The sequence below is a fragment of the Novosphingobium flavum genome (assembly GCF_014230315.1).
Lineage (GTDB): Bacteria > Pseudomonadota > Alphaproteobacteria > Sphingomonadales > Sphingomonadaceae > Novosphingobium > Novosphingobium flavum.
On record NZ_JACLAW010000009.1, the window covers coordinates 112,699 to 128,578 of the forward strand.

General features: G+C 67.4%; 14 protein-coding genes. 3 read left to right on the plus strand and 11 right to left on the minus strand.

The annotated features are described in order from the left end of the window. Window positions 1–16 precede the first annotated feature (16 nt). Window positions 17–1,471 (minus strand): glutamate--tRNA ligase, encoded by a 1,455-nt coding sequence (gene gltX, locus H7F51_RS12775; RefSeq protein WP_185664696.1) that lies wholly within the window; start codon window positions 1,469–1,471, stop codon window positions 17–19. On the opposite strand from gltX, the gene H7F51_RS12780 reads away from it, so the two are divergent. Then, the gene (locus H7F51_RS12780; protein ID WP_343061287.1) at window positions 1,416–3,827 is read left to right on the plus strand and encodes a ComEC/Rec2 family competence protein; all 2,412 of its coding nucleotides are present in this window, start codon (window positions 1,416–1,418) and stop codon (window positions 3,825–3,827) included. The genes gltX and H7F51_RS12780 overlap by 56 nt on opposite strands. Here the strand turns inward: H7F51_RS12780 and lexA are convergent. From lexA to H7F51_RS12830, 10 genes are all read right to left on the minus strand, one after another. Continuing rightward, window positions 3,821–4,510 carry a transcriptional repressor LexA gene (gene lexA, locus H7F51_RS12785; RefSeq protein WP_185664697.1) on the minus strand — a complete coding sequence of 230 codons (690 nt, stop codon included), beginning with the start codon at window positions 4,508–4,510 and terminating at the stop codon, window positions 3,821–3,823. The genes H7F51_RS12780 and lexA overlap by 7 nt on opposite strands. A 98-nt stretch (window positions 4,511–4,608) precedes the next feature. Then, window positions 4,609–5,814, minus strand: coding sequence for a molybdopterin molybdotransferase MoeA (locus H7F51_RS12790; protein ID WP_185664698.1), 1,206 nt, complete (start codon window positions 5,812–5,814; stop codon window positions 4,609–4,611). Then, window positions 5,811–6,281: a cyclic pyranopterin monophosphate synthase MoaC gene (gene moaC / locus H7F51_RS12795; protein ID WP_185664699.1), complete on the minus strand. Its 471-nt coding sequence runs from the start codon at window positions 6,279–6,281 to the stop codon at window positions 5,811–5,813. The genes H7F51_RS12790 and moaC overlap by 4 nt, the downstream gene beginning before the upstream one ends. 63 nt (window positions 6,282–6,344) lie before the next feature. After that, complete coding sequence (locus H7F51_RS12800; protein WP_185664700.1) at window positions 6,345–7,778, minus strand: methyl-accepting chemotaxis protein; 1,434 nt, start codon at window positions 7,776–7,778, stop codon at window positions 6,345–6,347. 94 nt (window positions 7,779–7,872) lie between these two features. Beyond that, complete coding sequence (trpC, locus tag H7F51_RS12805) at window positions 7,873–8,661, minus strand: indole-3-glycerol phosphate synthase TrpC (RefSeq protein ID WP_185664701.1); 789 nt, start codon at window positions 8,659–8,661, stop codon at window positions 7,873–7,875. After that, window positions 8,658–9,653 (minus strand): anthranilate phosphoribosyltransferase, encoded by a 996-nt coding sequence (gene trpD / locus H7F51_RS12810; RefSeq protein WP_185664702.1) that lies wholly within the window; start codon window positions 9,651–9,653, stop codon window positions 8,658–8,660. Before trpD ends, trpC begins: the two co-directional genes overlap by 4 nt. After that, entirely contained in the window at window positions 9,650–10,237 is a 588-nt protein-coding gene (locus H7F51_RS12815) for an anthranilate synthase component II (protein WP_185664703.1), read from the minus strand. Before H7F51_RS12815 ends, trpD begins: the two co-directional genes overlap by 4 nt. A gap of 44 nt (window positions 10,238–10,281) precedes the next feature. After that, window positions 10,282–10,815: a YcxB family protein gene (locus tag H7F51_RS12820; protein WP_185664704.1), complete on the minus strand. Its 534-nt coding sequence runs from the start codon at window positions 10,813–10,815 to the stop codon at window positions 10,282–10,284. Further along, entirely contained in the window at window positions 10,812–12,350 is a 1,539-nt protein-coding gene (gene trpE / locus H7F51_RS12825; RefSeq protein WP_185664705.1) for an anthranilate synthase component I, read from the minus strand. Before trpE ends, H7F51_RS12820 begins: the two co-directional genes overlap by 4 nt. A gap of 22 nt (window positions 12,351–12,372) precedes the next feature. After that, the gene (locus tag H7F51_RS12830) at window positions 12,373–14,313 is read right to left on the minus strand and encodes a SurA N-terminal domain-containing protein (RefSeq protein ID WP_185664706.1); all 1,941 of its coding nucleotides are present in this window, start codon (window positions 14,311–14,313) and stop codon (window positions 12,373–12,375) included. A 270-nt stretch (window positions 14,314–14,583) separates the two neighbouring features. Between H7F51_RS12830 and tpiA the strand changes: the two genes are divergently transcribed. Together tpiA and secG are read left to right on the plus strand one after the other, a co-directional pair. After that, complete coding sequence (gene tpiA / locus H7F51_RS12835) at window positions 14,584–15,348, plus strand: triose-phosphate isomerase (protein WP_185664707.1); 765 nt, start codon at window positions 14,584–14,586, stop codon at window positions 15,346–15,348. Window positions 15,349–15,454: 106 nt separating this feature from the next. Next, window positions 15,455–15,802, plus strand: a complete 348-nt coding sequence (gene secG / locus H7F51_RS12840; RefSeq protein ID WP_185664766.1) for a preprotein translocase subunit SecG — start codon at window positions 15,455–15,457, stop codon at window positions 15,800–15,802. Window positions 15,803–15,880 lie beyond the last annotated feature (78 nt).

Here is a 15,880-nt window from a genome sequence, read left to right on the forward strand (position 1 = left end):
GTACAACTCCTTGTTGTCAAGCCTGTTCGGCGGGTTCGGCCTGCGCGACGATGCGCGCGAGACTTTCTTCCCGGCCGAGCAGGACCAGCACGTCGAAAATTCCCGGGGAGGTCGTCTGCCCCGTCAGTGCAGCGCGAAGCGGCTGCGCGAGTTTGCCGAGCCCCAGCCCCCATTCAGCGGCAAGGCCCTTGAGCGTTGCCTCCAATGCTTCTGCCGACCATTCGGCCGCACCTTCCAGCGCCGCCGCGATCCGGGCCAGAAGGCCGCGGGCATCGCCGGTCAGCAGGCCGGCAGCCTTTTCTTCCAGCACCAACGGGCGCTGGGCGAAGAGAAACGCAGCACCGGCCGCCAGTTCATTGAGGTCTTTGGCCCTGACCTTCAGCACCGGCATGGCCCGGGCCAACAAGCCCTGATCGACCGGACCGCTCATCCGCGCTGCGACAAGCCCGGCGAGGCGAACATCGTCGGCTTCGCGCAGGTAATGCCCGTTGAGGTTCTGCAGCTTGGCAAGGTCGAAGCGCGAGGGGCTCTTGCCAACATGGGCAAGGTCGAACCACGCGACCGCTTGGTCGCGGCTGATGATTTCCTCGTCGCCGTGGCCCCAGCCGAGACGGAGGAGGTAATTGAACACGGCCTCGGGCAGCAGACCCATCTCGTCGCGATAGGCATCGACGCCGAGCGCGCCATGGCGCTTGGAGAGCTTGGCCCCATCGGCGCCGTGAATCAGCGGAATATGAGCGTAAGCAGGGTCGGGCCAACCACCTTCGATCCCATCCATCGCCCGGATGATGACGAGCTGGCGGAAGGCGTTGTTAAGGTGATCGTCACCGCGGATCACGTGAGTGACGCCCATGTCATGGTCATCCACCACGACGGCCAGCATGTAGGTCGGCGTGCCGTCGCTGCGCAGGATCACGAAATCGTCGATTTCGGCATTCTGGACCGTGACCGTGCCCTGGACCTCGTCTGCAATGACGGTCTCGCCAGCGCGCGGAGCCTTGATCCGGACCACGTAGGACGCATCGGAGGGCCAGGTCGAGGAATCAGCATCGCGCCATTCGCTCTCGATCCGGAACGGGCGGCGCTCGGCCTGGGCCTTTTCCCGGCGCGCAGCGAGTTCTTCCTGGGTGAGATAGCAGCGATAGGCCTTGCCGGCCTCGAGCAGCTTGGCAGCCACTTCGGCGTGACGGTCCGACCGGGCGAACTGAAATACCGCCGGCTCGTCACCGGCAAGCCCCAGCCATTCGAGCCCGTCGAAGATCGCACCAATGGCTGGCTCGGTCGAGCGGGCGCGATCGGTGTCCTCGATCCGCAAAAGGTAAGTGCCGCCGTGGTGGCGGGCATAGAGCCAGTTGAACAGGGCCGTGCGGGCCCCGCCAATGTGCAGATAGCCTGTGGGCGAGGGAGCAAAGCGGGTGACGACGCCGCGACCGCCGGTCACTGCTCCGTCTGACACGCTGCCACTTGCCATCATCGCCACCTTCCTGTCCAATGCCGCCATGTCCGGCCTTGCAGCTCCCGGTTCGGCTTCGCCTGCCCCTTCCGGGACCGATGCGTTTTCCGCGCCGGAGCCTGCCACCGCCTATGCCGGATCGCAGCGGGTTTCCGGCGATTCTTCGAACCGGTTGACCGCTGCACTGCAACAGGCCCCTTGGCGCAGGCCAGCGGCCTTGTCCAGACTGGTTGATGGCCTTGAGCATTTTGTCGCGAGCGCCGGCTTCGATCGCGCGCCATGGCTTGCCGTGGCCCTTGGGACCGGGATTGCAGCCTGGTTCGTCCTAGGGGCACCTTGGCAATGGATCGCCCTGCTGGCGGGCCTCCTCGGCCTTGCCGGGCTTGCCGCGATGCTGTTGAGCCGGGAAGGACGTTTTCCCTACCTTCGCGCGGCCATTGTGTCGGTTGCGCTGGCCATGGCCGCCGGAAGCGCAACGATCTGGACGAAGTCGGTGCTGACCGGAATGCCCGCCATCGAACGCCCCTCGTTCGGCGAAATCACCGGCATCGTGGTATCTCGTCAAGAACAGCCGGCCGAGGGGAGGACCCGCCTGGTCGTGGCGATTCGAGACCCTTACGCGCACCAGAGGATCATCAGGGTCAGGATCAATGTCCCGGCCGCGCGCGATGCGGCCTCAGCCCGTGAAGGCGCGTTGATCCGGGTGAGGGCGCGGTTGATGCCCCCGGCCGCGCCAATGCTTCCCGGCGGGTCTGATTTTGCCCGCATCGCCTGGTTTCAGCAGCTCGCGGCCACCGGGACGGCGATCAGCCCGGTCGCAGTTCTGCAACCAGGGCGCGATGGTCTGCTCGACCCCCTGCGGCGAAGCCTGTCCGCTCACATCCGGCGCAACCTTGCCGGGTCGCCGGGCGGGATCGCGGCCGCTTTTGCCAGCGGCGACCGAGGCGGGATTGCGGCAAACGACGAAGATGCCATGCGGGATTCGGGACTTACCCACCTCCTGTCGGTCAGCGGGCTCCATGTCAGCGCGGTAATCGGCGCGACATACCTGCTCGCGCTGAGGCTGCTCGCGCTCTGGCCTTGGCTTGCGCTGCGGCTGCGCTTGCCGATCGTCTCGGCCGGTATCGCAGCCTTCGTCGGCCTGGCCTACACGCTCCTGACCGGAGCCGAAGTGCCTACCGTTCGCAGCGTTGCCGGTGCCATGCTGGTTCTCATCGCCGTATCGCTGGGGCGTTCGGCGCTGTCGGTCCGGATGCTGGCCGCCGCCGGCTTCGCAGTCATGCTGATCTGGCCAGAATCCGTGGTCGGACCGAGCTTCCAGCTGAGCTTCGCGGCCGTTCTGACCATCGTTACGCTTCATGGCGCCGCCCCGGTTCGGGCATTTGCCGCGCGGCGGATCGAACCGCTCTGGGCGCGGGCCCTTCGCCACGGTGCAGTTCTGCTGGTTACCGGCATTGCGATCGAACTGGCGCTTACGCCGATCGTCCTGTTCCACTTCCATCGGGCCGGACTTTACGGCTCGTTCGCAAATGTCCTCGCGATCCCGCTGACCACTTTCGTGACCATGCCAATGATCGCCACCGCACTTTTGCTTGACCTGTTCGGCGCCGGCGGCCCCGCGTGGTGGCTGACCGGCCAATCGCTGTCGCTGCTTCTGGGCATGGCCCATTTCGTGGCCCGCCAGCCCGGGGCAGTGACGATGTTTCCGACCATGGGCCAAGGTGCTTTCGCCCTGTTCGTCAGCGGCGGGCTGTGGCTGGCGCTGTGGCATCGCCGGATTCGCTACTGGGGCATCGTCCCCTTGCTGGCCGGGACGCTGTGGCTCGCCTTCCTGCGCCCGCCCGATGTCCTCATCTCCGGCGATGGCCGCCATGTCGCCTTCGCTACCCTCGCGCCCGACAGTCTGCTCATGCTCCGCGACGGGCGAAGCTCCTTTGCCCGCGACAATCTGGCCGAAAGCGCCGGTATGGACGGGCAGATCACACCGCTCGACCAATGGCCGGGCGCGCGGTGCAACACGGATTTCTGCGCGCTGGAGATCACTAAAGGCGGGCGGGTCTGGCATTTCCTGATGGCGCGGAGCCACAACCAGGCACCGCTCGGCGAAACGGCCGCGGCTTGCGCGGGTGCGGACGTGGTCATTGCCGACCGATACCTACCGCGCTCCTGTCGTCCGGCGGTGCTTAAGGCCGACCGCAGCCTGCTGGAGCAAACCGGCGGAATGGCTCTCGACCTCACCGAAGCAACGATCAGGACCGTTGCCGAAAGCCAGGGGCAGCATGGCTGGTGGCGCCCCGGAACCAGCCCTTCACCCCGCGCTTCGAGCGAGGGCCGGGCCAGTCAAGGCCCGGCGGCGCCCGCCGGCAATCAGTGATAACGCCGCAGAAGGCCCGCCAACTTGCCCTGGACCTGTACTTCGCCCGAACCATAGACCTGCGGTTCATAGGCCGCGTTGGCCGGGTCAAGCCGCACCTGCCCCTTGTCGCGATAGAGATACTTGAGCGTTGCTTCCTCGCCGCGAACCAAAGCGACGACGATTTCCCCGTCGCGCGCCGTATCGGTACGGCGGATCAGGGCAAAATCCCCGTCAAGGATGCCCGCCTCGATCATCGAATCGCCCGATACTTCCAGGGCATAGTGCTCGCCCGGCCCAAGCAGCGCGGCCGGGACAGGCAGCATGGACGCCGTTTCCATCGCCTCGATCGGAACGCCGGCGGCGATGCGCCCATGGAGCGGGATTTCGATGACGTCGTTCGCCGGATCGGGGCGGGAGACGACCGAAGCCTTGGCCGCCGCGACCTGAGGCGTGGTGACAGGAGGGGCGCTTACCTTGGCGCTGACGTCGTCAGGCTGGCGCAAAACCTCGAGCGCACGGGCCCGGTTGGGGAGGCGGCGAATGAAGCCGCGTTCTTCCAGCGCCGAGATCAGGCGGTGCACACCCGACTTCGACTTGAGATCGAGCGCCTCCTTCATCTCCTCGAACGAGGGGGACACGCCGCTTTCTTCCAGCCGAGCCTGGATGAAACGGATAAGCTCGTGCTGCTTGCGCGTCAGCATCGCTACACACTCCCGTATGGACGGAGCGGGCAAAGGTGAATGTTCCCGCGCCGTTCAGTGAACGAACAAGGAACAATTAAGCAACTTGCAGGAACACGTCAAGACAGTCCGCCATTTTGGAGCAAGTAGGCGCGCACGCTTTCTCCCGCCGCCAGGGCCGGACTTCCGGCAGGTCGATCGACCAGCAGATCGGTCATGGCCAATGCACCGAGCGCGCCGCTGTCCTGCGTGGAAACGGCGCTCACGCCGCCTGCCTCAAACCGCGCCCGAATGAACTCACGGCGGTCTCCCGTAGCGGGCAGGGGCCCGGCAAGGCGCTGGTCGATGGCCACCGGCAACGGCCGGGCAGCGCCAAGGAGCCCGCGCAGCAGGGGGAGAAGGAACAGATAGGACGTCACCATCGCGGAGACCGGATTGCCGGGCAGGCCGACGATCAGGCGGCCATCGCGCTCGGCAACGAGCAGGGGCTTGCCGGGTTTGATGGCAATCCGCCAGAAATCGAGCCGCGCCCCCCACTGCTCCAGCGCGGGCCGGATGAGGTCGTGATCGCCGACCGAGGCCCCACCGGAGGTCACGATGACATCGGCGTCTTCCACCGCATCAAAGGCAGCGATGATGGCTTCGCGCGAATCGGCTACCGGGCCGATCCGGCTAACCTGAACCGGAAGAGACGCCGCGAGGGCAGCGATCATCGCGCCGTTGCTGGCCGGAACCTGATGCAAGGCGCAAGTCTCGGGATCGGCCGACAGTTCGTCACCACTATCGATAATGGCGATGCGCGGCGAACGGCGAACGGCGAGGTGCCGATGGCCCGCCGCGATGGCAAGGGCGATCTGGGCAGGACCGATCCGCGTTCCGGCCGGCAGCAATTCGGCTTCACGGCGAAAATCACTGCCTTCGCCGCGGATATGACGTCCGCAAGGATTGGGGCCAGAGCCAGTCAGGCTTACACTGCCGTCGCTGCGGGTAACATCTTCCTGGACGATGACGGCCTGCGCCCCGGAGGGCACGATCGCTCCGGTGGAAATCCGAACGGCTTCGCCCGGATTAACCGGGCTATGGAACGGATGGCCGGCGGCACTTTCTCCGACGACGTGCCACGGACCGGCAAGATCGTCAGCGCGGACGGCATAGCCATCCATCGCCGAGACGTGGGCCGCAGGCTGGGTGCGACGGGCGCGCAAGGGTTCGGCCAGATAGCGCCCGAGCGTGCCGGGAACGTCGACCCGCTCGATCGAAAGCGGACTGGCCAGCGCGATGAGCCGGGCCTGTGCCTCTTCGAGCGAAAGCAACGGCGGGTTCATGGCGCGATCCAGGGGCCGGACTTGCCGCCGCTCTTGGAAACGAGGCGAACGTCCCCGATGACCATCGCCTTGTCGATGGCCTTGGCCATGTCGTAGATTGTCAGGAGTGCGACCGAAACCGCTGTCATAGCCTCCATTTCCACTCCGGTCCGCCCGGTCAGGCTGGCCGTCGCCGTCGCCCGGACGCCGTCATCCTCGATGGCGAAATCGACCGTGACGGCGTCAAGCGCGAGCGGGTGGCACAGCGGGATCAGTTCGGCCGTCTTCTTCGACGCCATGATCCCGGCGATGCGGGCGGCAGCGAGAACGTCGCCCTTGGGCACTGCGCCGTCGCGGATCGCGGCGAGGGCCGGCGGCGACATGGTGATCCGGCCCGAGGCGACGGCGACGCGCGCCGTTTGCGGCTTGCCGCCGACATCGACCATGCGGGCCTTGCCCTGGTCGTCCAGATGGGTGAGTGCGCTCATGCGCCTCCCTTGCCAGACCCGGGGCCGTGAAAACAGCCCCGGATCTCAGGAAGCCGCACAGTTTCAGGCGGCGCGGGTTTCCATTTGGGCAGCGTGCTGGCCCTTGCCCTTCGAGCCGCGCGGATTGGTGCGCCTTTCGAGACGGAATTGGCCGACCAGATCGGTCAAGGCCTCGGCCTGCATCGACAGGCTGCGGGCGGCAGCACTGGTTTCTTCGGCCATGGCGGCGTTCTGCTGGGTATTGAGATCCATCTGCTGGATCTCGCCGCTGATCTTTTGCAGGCTTTCCGACTGGGCGCCGGAGTGGGCGGCGATGCCCGCCGCTTGGCCGGTCGCCTCACCGGCCTTGCCGATGATCTCACCAAGGGCAGTGCCGGTCCGATCGACCAGTTCGACCCCTTCGAGCACGTATTGCGCAGACTTTCCGATCAGGTCCTTGATATTCATCGCGGATTCGGTCGTTCGCTGGGCAAGCGCGCGGACTTCGTTGGCAACGACCGCAAAGCCCTTTCCGGCCTCGCCGGCGCGAGCCGCCTCGACGCCGGCATTGAGGGCAAGGAGGTTGGTCTGGAACGAGATCGATTCGATCACGTCGGTGATCTGCGCGATTTCTTCGGACGAGGCCCGGATCTTCTGCATGGCGAGCACCGCCTGCTCCACGATGGCGCCGCCGCGCTTGGCCTGGACGTCGACCTCCGCGCAGCTCGAATTGACCCTGCGGGCACTGTCGGCCGTGGTCAGGGTGCCTTCGGCGACATTCTTCATGACCTCGGCCGTCCGGCCAAGAGCGGCGGCCTGGCGTTCGGTGCGGTGCGCCTGATCATTTGCTGCGGCGGTGATCTCGCCCACGCCGGTGTCCATCTGCTCGGCAATGTCGATCATGGAGTTGACCATGCTGCTGACATGGTAGCGCATCTTGTGAAAGTCGGCCGCAAGCTCTTCATAAACCTTGGGAACTTCGCCCAGTTCGGCACGCAGGTCACCTTTGGCCATATCGGCCAGGGCCTTGCCAAGCCGCTCGATGATATCCTTGCGCGACTTTTCCTCGGCCGCGAAATAGGCCGAAAGGGCTGCTTCCATGTCGAGCAAGGCAGTCTTGACCATGGCCCCGATCATCTCGCCAAGGCCGGCGCCGCCGAGGCGGAGTAGCAGATTGTCGGTGCTGGCCTTCTTGATCAGGCCTTCGAGTACCACGGCATAGCCGCTGATGTAGAAGTTGGGGCTCAGGCCGACATTCGCATGGACCCGGCCGATGTGTGCCGAGCGGTTGTAGGCCTGTTCGTCGAAAGCGCCCGAAAACAGGGCCTGCCAGTGCTTGACTTGGGCAGTGGCAGCCCTGCCGCGCTGCTCCTCGGTCGGCAACAGGGCGCGGGCGGATGGATCGCTGGAGATGCGCTCGTAGAGCTTCGCCAATGCCCCGCCAGCATGTTTGTCGATCAGGGCGCGAATGCGCGGGAAATAGCGATAGTTGGTTTCGTTGAGGGTTACAAATGCCATGACCGCCTCGTCCTCAAAGCCGGAAATGTGGCTTCTCTAGACGGGCAGGGTAAAGGTCGGATGGCCGCGACCCAGCGGGCAAGTCCCTAGGGTTTCAGCCGTTGAGAAGGGTTACCGTGGCAGCAGCGACGTCTGACTGGCGCATCAGGCTCTCGCCGACGAGGAAGCAGCGGACGCCGGCCTGTTCGAGACGCAGGATGTCCGCATGGGCATTGATCCCGCTTTCGCCGACGAGCAGCGCGCCGTTCGGGGCGAGCGGGGCGAGGCGTTCGGTAGTGGTCAGGTCGGTGACGAAAGTCTTGAGATCGCGGTTGTTTACGCCGACGAGGCGCGACTTGAGGACGTGGGCGCGGGCCATTTCCTCCTCGTTGTGAACCTCGACCAGAACGTCCATGCCGCGCTCCATGGCGGCGGCCTCGATCTCGATCATCTGGGCGTCCGACAGGGCAGCGACGATGATCAGGATGGCATCGGCGCCGATGGCCCGGGCCTCGGCGCACTGCCATGGGTCAACCATGAAATCCTTCCTGATTACAGGAAGTTGGCAGGCATTTCTTGCAGCTATCAGGAAGTCTTCATGCCCCTGAAAATAGGGCGCGTCGGTGAGGACCGAGAGGCAGGTGGCGCCGCCTTCCTGGTATTGCCGGGCATGGGCGGGGGGATCGAAATCGGCGCGGATCAAGCCCTTGGAAGGACTGGCTTTCTTTATTTCGGCAATGAGGCCGTAGCCGGTTTGGGCCGCACGGCGCAGGGCGGCCTCGAACCCGCGCGGAGGCGTTTGCGCGGCGGCCATTGCGTCGAGATCGGCGAGCGATTTCAACGGCTTGCGCCGGGCGACTTCGGCGGCCGTGGTGGCGCAGATTTCAGCGAGCTTGTCGGTCATTTGAGCACGTTGATCCAGCAGTCGAGCAGGGCCTTGGCCAGCCCCTTGTCAATGGCTTCGGCGGCTTCCTCGGCGGCGGAAGCCCAGTTTTCCGCCTCTCCTGCCACCATCAGGGCGGCGGCGGCGTTGAAAAGGACGGCGTCCCGGTAGGGGCCGGTTTCGCCCATCAGCAGCGCGCGCAGGGCCGCTGCGTTATAGGCCGGATCGCCGCCGCGGATCGCCTCGACCGGCGACGACGGGATATCTGCATCGGCACTGCAAACGCGCTGCATCAGCACTGCATCGCCTTCGACCACGGCCAGTTCGTTGCCGCCAGCAAGACTGAGTTCGTCGAGCCCCTCATCACCCGAGACGACGAAGCTCTTCTCGGTACCGAGACGGCGGATCGCGTCGGCATAGATCGGGACATATGCCGGACGGGCGATGCCGACGAGCTGGCGGGTGACGCCGGCCGGGTTGGCGAGCGGGCCCATCAGGTTGAAGATGGTGCGGCGAGCGAGCGCCTTGCGGATCGGCATGATCCGCCCCATCGACGGGTGATGCCGGGCAGCGAACAGGAAGCAGATGCCGAGATCGGCAAGGGTGTCCTCCGCCGTCTCCACCGCGCGGTCGAGATTGAGGCCGAGAGCTTCCAACGTATCGGCCGCGCCCGACTTGGAACTGGCGGCGCGGTTGCCGTGCTTGGCGACGGGCACGCCGCAGGCCGCGACGACGAGGCTGACAGCGGTCGAGACGTTGAGGGTGTGAAGGCCGTCGCCGCCGGTGCCGCAGACATCGATCGCGCCTGCCGGGGCGGCCACCGGGATCATTCGCGCGCGCATGGCGCGGGCGGCGCCGGTGATCTCGCTTGCGGTCTCGCCCCGGTCGGACAGGGCGACGAGGAATGCGGCGATGTCCTCGTCAGCCACCCTGCCGTCGAGCATGGCGGCGAAGGCGGCCTCGGCCTCGTCTTCGTGCAGCGAAGCGGTGGTGACGGGCGGCAGCAGACTCATGCCGGAAGGGCGGCGGGCTGAACTCCGCAAAGCTTCAGGAAGTTGGCCAGCATGGCGTGGCCATGCTCGGTCGCGATCGATTCGGGGTGGAACTGCACACCGTGGATCGGCAGCGAGACGTGGCGGAAGCCCATCGTGTGGCCATCGTCGGAACGGGCATTGACCGCGAGCGCGTTCGGCACCGGATCGACGATGAGCGAGTGATAGCGGGTGGCGAGGAACGGCGAGGGGATACCCTCGAACACGCCCGTATTGTCATGCGTCACCGGGCTGGTCTTGCCGTGCATCAGCCCGCCGCGCACGACCTTGCCGCCGAAATACTGGCCGATCGACTGGTGCCCGAGACAGACGCCGAGGAGCGGCAAGCCGTTGTCCGCCGCGGCGCCGACCAGATCGAGGCTGATCCCCGCCTCATTCGGTGTGCAGGGACCGGGCGAGAGCAGGAAGCCGTTGGCGCCGGACTGCACCGCCTGCTGCGCGGTGAGGGCATCGTTGCGCACGACCTCGACCGTGGCGCCCAGTTCCATCAGGTAATGGACCAGGTTCCAGGTGAAGCTGTCGTAATTGTCGATGACAAGGATCATGGTCCCGCCCTTTTTCAGCCTTCGGCGCGGCAAGCAAGCAAATCCTACCTGCGCACGACACCGCCGGCTTGCAAGGCCCCGGTGAGCGCGGCGATCGTTGCGGGTGGAACCTTGGCCTTGGGGATCGGGTAGAACAACTGGGACGAGATGTAGATCATCAGCGTGCGCTCGTCCTCGCGCCAGCCATGGAGGGCGGACCAGGGATAGGTCGATTCGCTGAAGACCGTGCCGTGGCTGAGCGTTTCATCGGTGAAGGCATAGCGGATCGGGCCCGAGAGGTCGGGGCGCTGGGCCAGCTGGCGGCGGGCGGCGAGGCGCCAGAGCGGGCGCAGGGCGATCATCACCGCCAAGAGCAGCAGCGCGGCGAGGGCGAGGGCGCCTTCGAGCAGCAGGGTGAGCGGGCGCGAGGTAACGGACCAGCGTGCCTGCGGCGAACAGATCAGCAGGATCACCAGCAGTTCGACCAGCAGCAGGACGGCCAGGAACAGCGGGCGGGTCCGTTCGAGCCGGGCATGAAGGCGGAAGGCGGCGACGAGATCCTCTTCGGTGAGGGTAATCTCGAAGCCGCCGCCGTTCATTGCCCGAAGCCGGGTTCGGCCGCGAGCCGGACTGCCTCTCGCGCGGCGGCGAAGAGAGCGCCTGCCTTGTTCTCGCACTCGGCCTGCTCGCTGGCGGGGACCGAGTCGGCAACGATTCCGGCGCCGGCCTGAACGTGCATGACCCCGTCCTTGAGTACGGCGGTGCGCAGGACGATGCAGGAATCGACCGAGCCATCGGGGGCAAAATAGCCGACGCCGCCGGCATAGGCGCCGCGCGTTTCGGGTTCGAGTTCGGCGATGATCTCGCAGGCGCGGACCTTGGGTGCGCCCGAAACCGTGCCCGCCGGGAAGCCGGCGAAAACCGCGTCGACCGCGTCGTGATTGGCCGTATCGAGCTTGCCGACCACGTTCGAGACGATGTGCATGACGTGGCTGTAGCGTTCGATCGTGTAGCTCTCGGTGACCTTGACCGAGCCCTTGGCCGCGACCCGGCCGACATCGTTGCGGCCGAGATCGAGCAGCATCAGGTGCTCGGCCCGTTCCTTGGGATCGGCCAGCAGGCTTTCCTCGTTGGCGCGGTCTTCCTCGGGCGTGGCGCCGCGCGGGCGGGTGCCGGCGATCGGGCGGATCGTGACTTCGCCGTGACGAACGCGGACGAGGATTTCCGGGCTCGACCCGATCAGGGCGAAGCCGGGCAGGTCGAGAAAATAGAGGAACGGCGAGGGGTTTACCCGGCGCAGCGCGCGGTAGAGCGCGATCGGCGGCAGGGCGAAAGGCGTCGTGAAGCGCTGGGCCAGAACGACCTGGAAGATGTCTCCCGCGACGATGTATTCCTGCCCCTTGCGGACCATCTGTTCATAACGCTCGGGCGCGATGACCGGGGTGCGGACCGGCTCGGGCAGGTCGGCCCGGTGGACCGGCGGCGGGGCCGGGCGGGCGAGGCGGGCGAGGGCGGCGTCGATCCGCTCGGCCGCGGCGTCGATCTGGGCCTGCGGCTCGCCCTGACCGGGCCAGAGCGGAGCGACGCACCACAGGGCGTCGGACAAGCGGTCGATCACCAGGATCAGGGTCGGCCGGACGAACAGCATGTCGGGCAGTTCGAGCGCGGACTGGGGGGCGCGCGGCAGCTTCTCGACGAGGCCGATCGTTTCGTAGCCGAAATAGCCGACGAGGCAGGCCAGCGCCGGGGGCAACTCGGCCGGGACGTCGATCCGGCAGGAGGCGGCCAGCGCCCGCAGTTCGGCAAGCGCATCGCCGGCGAGCGGTGAGAAGGCCGCGCGGTCGGTCTGCCAGGCGCGGTTGATCTCGGCCCCGTGGCCGGTGGCGCGAAAAACGAGGTCAGGATCGATCCCGAGCAGGCTGTAGCGCCCACGCACGGCGCCGCCTTCGACCGACTCGAGCAGGAAATCGCCGCGCCCGTCCTCGAACAGCTTGAGCGCGGCGCCGACCGGGGTTTCCGTATCGGCCACCAGCCGGCGCCAGACGAGCGCCGGCTTGCCAGCGGCGAGCTGGGCAAGGGCCGGCGCGGCGTTTTCCGGGGTGCTGGTGGCGGCGGCGGTCGCGGTCAGGGTCATGCGCTGGGTGCTTCGCGGGCGATCAGTTGCCGGTGCCGGTCAGCTGGCGGGAGACGGCGTCGATCGCGATCTGGTTCTTCTTGAAACCGACTGCATCGCGCATCGCCTTGCGCAGCTGCTCGGCATATTCGCGGCTGGTCATCTGCGACAGTTCGGCCGTGGCCGAGGCGAGCAGCGGGGCGGCCTGTTGCGGCGTGCCGGGGACGATCTTCGCGAGGCTGACCACAAACCAGCCCTGCCCGCCGGGAGCGGCAAGGACCTTGGTCGTGCCCTGCGCCATCGAGAACAGCAGCCCGAGCGCGGGCGGAATGCCATTCGCCTGACGGGAGAATTCCTGCCGGTTGATGTTCAGCCGCTGGACCGGCGGCAGGCCGGCAACGCCGAGGCCGGCCAGGGCCGCGCCGAGATCGGTGCCCTTGCGGGCCTGCGCGGAGACCTTCTCGGCGGCGGCCTTGGCGGCGGCGGCGCCCTTTTCGAGCAGGTAGGCCGAGGCGACGTCGCCGCGAATCTCGGCGAGCGGGGCCGGGGCCGACGCGGTGATGCGGGCGACGTCGAAGACCACGAACTTCTTGCCGGGCTCGATTTCGGCGAGCTGCGGCTGGCCCTCGCGCTCCATCGAGAAGGCGGTCTGCAGCACGCGGGCGAGTTCGGCCGGGGCCGGGGTGCCCTTGGTATAGACCTTGCCATCCGCGGTGAGTGGCTCGGTCTGCTGAAGGGTCAGCGACAGTTCCTTGGCGACGTCACCGAGCGAGCCGCCATTGTCGAACTCTTCCTCGATCTTGCTCGAGAAGTCGGACAGCGCGGTGCGCTTCTTCTGGGCGGCGAGGTCGGCGCTGATTTCGGCGCGGGCCTGATCGAGGGTCTTGCCGGGGCGCTGGTCGATGACGTCGACGCGCAGGATCGCCCAGCCGAGAGTGGCCTTGATCGGCCCGGCCATCGCACCCTTGGCCGCGGCGAAGACCGCATCGGCGAGCGCCGGGTTGGTCTGAGTCGTCAGCTGGGTCTTGGTCGAGGGGCCGATCGCGGCGACGGCGAGACCCTTGGCCGAGGCTGCGGCCTCGAGGGTCTTGCCGCCGGAAACCTCGGCGAGGACGGCCTTGGCGGCAGCCTCGGTCGGCAGCAGGAGCTGGGTGACCTTGCGGCTCTCGGTGGCGGCATATTGCGCCTTGTTGCCGTTGTAGCGGGCCGCGATCTCGGCCTCGGTCGGCGCGGGGACGTTCTTGATCGCGGCGTCGTCGAACACGGCCCAGCGGATCTCGCGGCGCTCGGGCCGGATGAAATTGTCACGGTGCGCGCTGTAGTAGGCGGCGAGGTCCGCGTCGGTCGGCTGGGCCTTGGGCGCAAAGGCGCCCGAAGGGATGAGGGCGATCGAGCCGGTGCGCTGCTCGGTCAGCAGGGCGGCGTAGCGGCCGACCACGGACTGCGGCATCTTGGCGCCGAAGGCGGCCGGAACGAGCAGCTGGCGGGCAACGAGGCCATCGGCGATGTCCTGACGCACGGCGGCTTCGTTGAGGCCGCGCTGGGCGAGGACGGCCTTGAAGGTGGCGGTGCTGAACTTGCCGTCGATGCCCTTGAAGGCGTCGATCTTGGCCAGTTCGCTATCCACCAGGCGATCGCTGGCGATGACGCCGTGTTCGGCGCCGAATTCCGAGATGGCGGCGCGGTCGACCAGCTGGTCGAGCGCCTCGGTCAGGCCGCCGCCGGCGACGAAGGCCTGCATCGTCAGGCGCGGGTTGTTCTGCTTGACCTGCTCGAGCCCGGTGGTTGCGGCCTGGCCGAGATCGGCGGTGCTGATCTTGCGCTTGCCGACGCTGGCCACCCGGTCTCCGCCCGTGACCGAGCCGAAGGTACCGCTGCCGGTAACGTCGGCGGCGGCGAAGGCCAGCGCGATCAGCCCGAGGAAAAGCAGGGCAAGCGCCGCGCCGACCTTGGACTTCATGAACGAGCGAAAGATATTGAGCATGAAAAACCTGTCACCTCTAGGCGCCGCGCGCGGCGGCGGTCCGGTGGGCGGCTTTAGGAGGCAATCGCGCCAATCGCAACGGGCCTATGCGCTTCATCCCGCTTGCGGTTCGTCGTATTACCGGCTCAGCCACGGGAAAATCGCGCCTTGCGCTTTTGACAAGCGGGCGCCGGGTGCCTAGCAGCGCGGCAAATGCCGTGGCGCGGGGGGAATCGCGGGCCAGATGGCCGCGGTCGGCGCGCCAGCAAAGCGGTGCAGCAGGGATCATGCATGTCCAATCGGCCTTATATCGTTGGCAACTGGAAGATGAACGGCATCCGCGCGATGCTCGCCGAGGCGCGGGCGATCGAGCGCGGGGCGGGCCGCTACCCGGAGGTGCAGGTGGGCCTGGCGCCGCCGTTCACCCTGGTCCAGGCCATGGCCGAACAGGTCGGTGCGCTCGAGACGGGCGGGCAGGACTGCCATGTTGCCGTCAAGGGTGCCCACACCGGCGACATTTCAGCGGCCATGCTGGCCGATGCGGGCGCTCACTTCGTGATCGTCGGCCATTCGGAGCGGCGGCGCGACCATGGCGAGACCGATGGCCTCGTCAAGGCCAAGGCCGAGGCGGCACTGGCGGCGGGGCTGGGGGTGATCATCTGCGTTGGCGAGACGCTGGAAGAGCGCGACGCGGGCCGCGCCGAGGCCGTGGTGCAAGGGCAGGTGGCGGGATCGCTGCCGGACCTTGCCGACGAGGGGCAGGCGGCCAAGGTTGCCGTGGCCTATGAGCCGGTCTGGGCGATCGGCACCGGGCGGGTGGCCGCGGTGGACGACGTCGTCGCCATGCACGGGGCGATCGGGAAGACGCTGGCCGGCGCGCTTGGCGAGGCCGGGCCCTCGGTGCGCATTCTCTATGGCGGCTCGGTCAATGCGGACAATGCGCGCGACCTGCTCGCGGCCGAGGGCGTCGATGGGGCGCTGGTCGGCGGGGCGAGCCTGACCGCCGAGAGCTTCCTTGCCATCGTGGCGGCCGCCGCGGCGGTGCGCGAGGGCTGACGCCGGCAACGAGGGCGGGGCATTCCCACCCTTGCGCTGCGCGTGATGGGCGCCTAGATGGCGGTCGATTCCGGGCTCTTGCCTGACGGATTGGATATTCATGAATCTGTTCATCTTCCTCATGGTCGTCCAGGCGATCGTTGCCTCGCTCCTCGTGTGCGTGATCCTCATGCAGAAGTCGGAAGGCGGCGGCCTCGGCACCGGCGGCAGCCCGACCGGGTTCATGTCGGCGCGCGGCGCGGCGGACTTCCTGACCCGCAGCACGGCGATCCTGGCCACGATCTTCGTCGTCCTCTCGATCGCCCTGGCAGGGCTGGCGGTGAAAACCATCGGCTCGCGCGATCTCGACACCTCGCTCGAGCGTGTTGCCCCGGTCCAGAAGGCGCCGGCGGACCCGCTCGCCAATCCGGCTCCGGCAGCGGGTCCGCTGCCCGCCGCCACCCCGGCCCAGTAAGCCGGACCAGACATGCGCGGCCTGACCCAAGGCCGCGCGCTCCCCAGGCGCGGCTCGCAAGGGCCGCGCAACCCCATC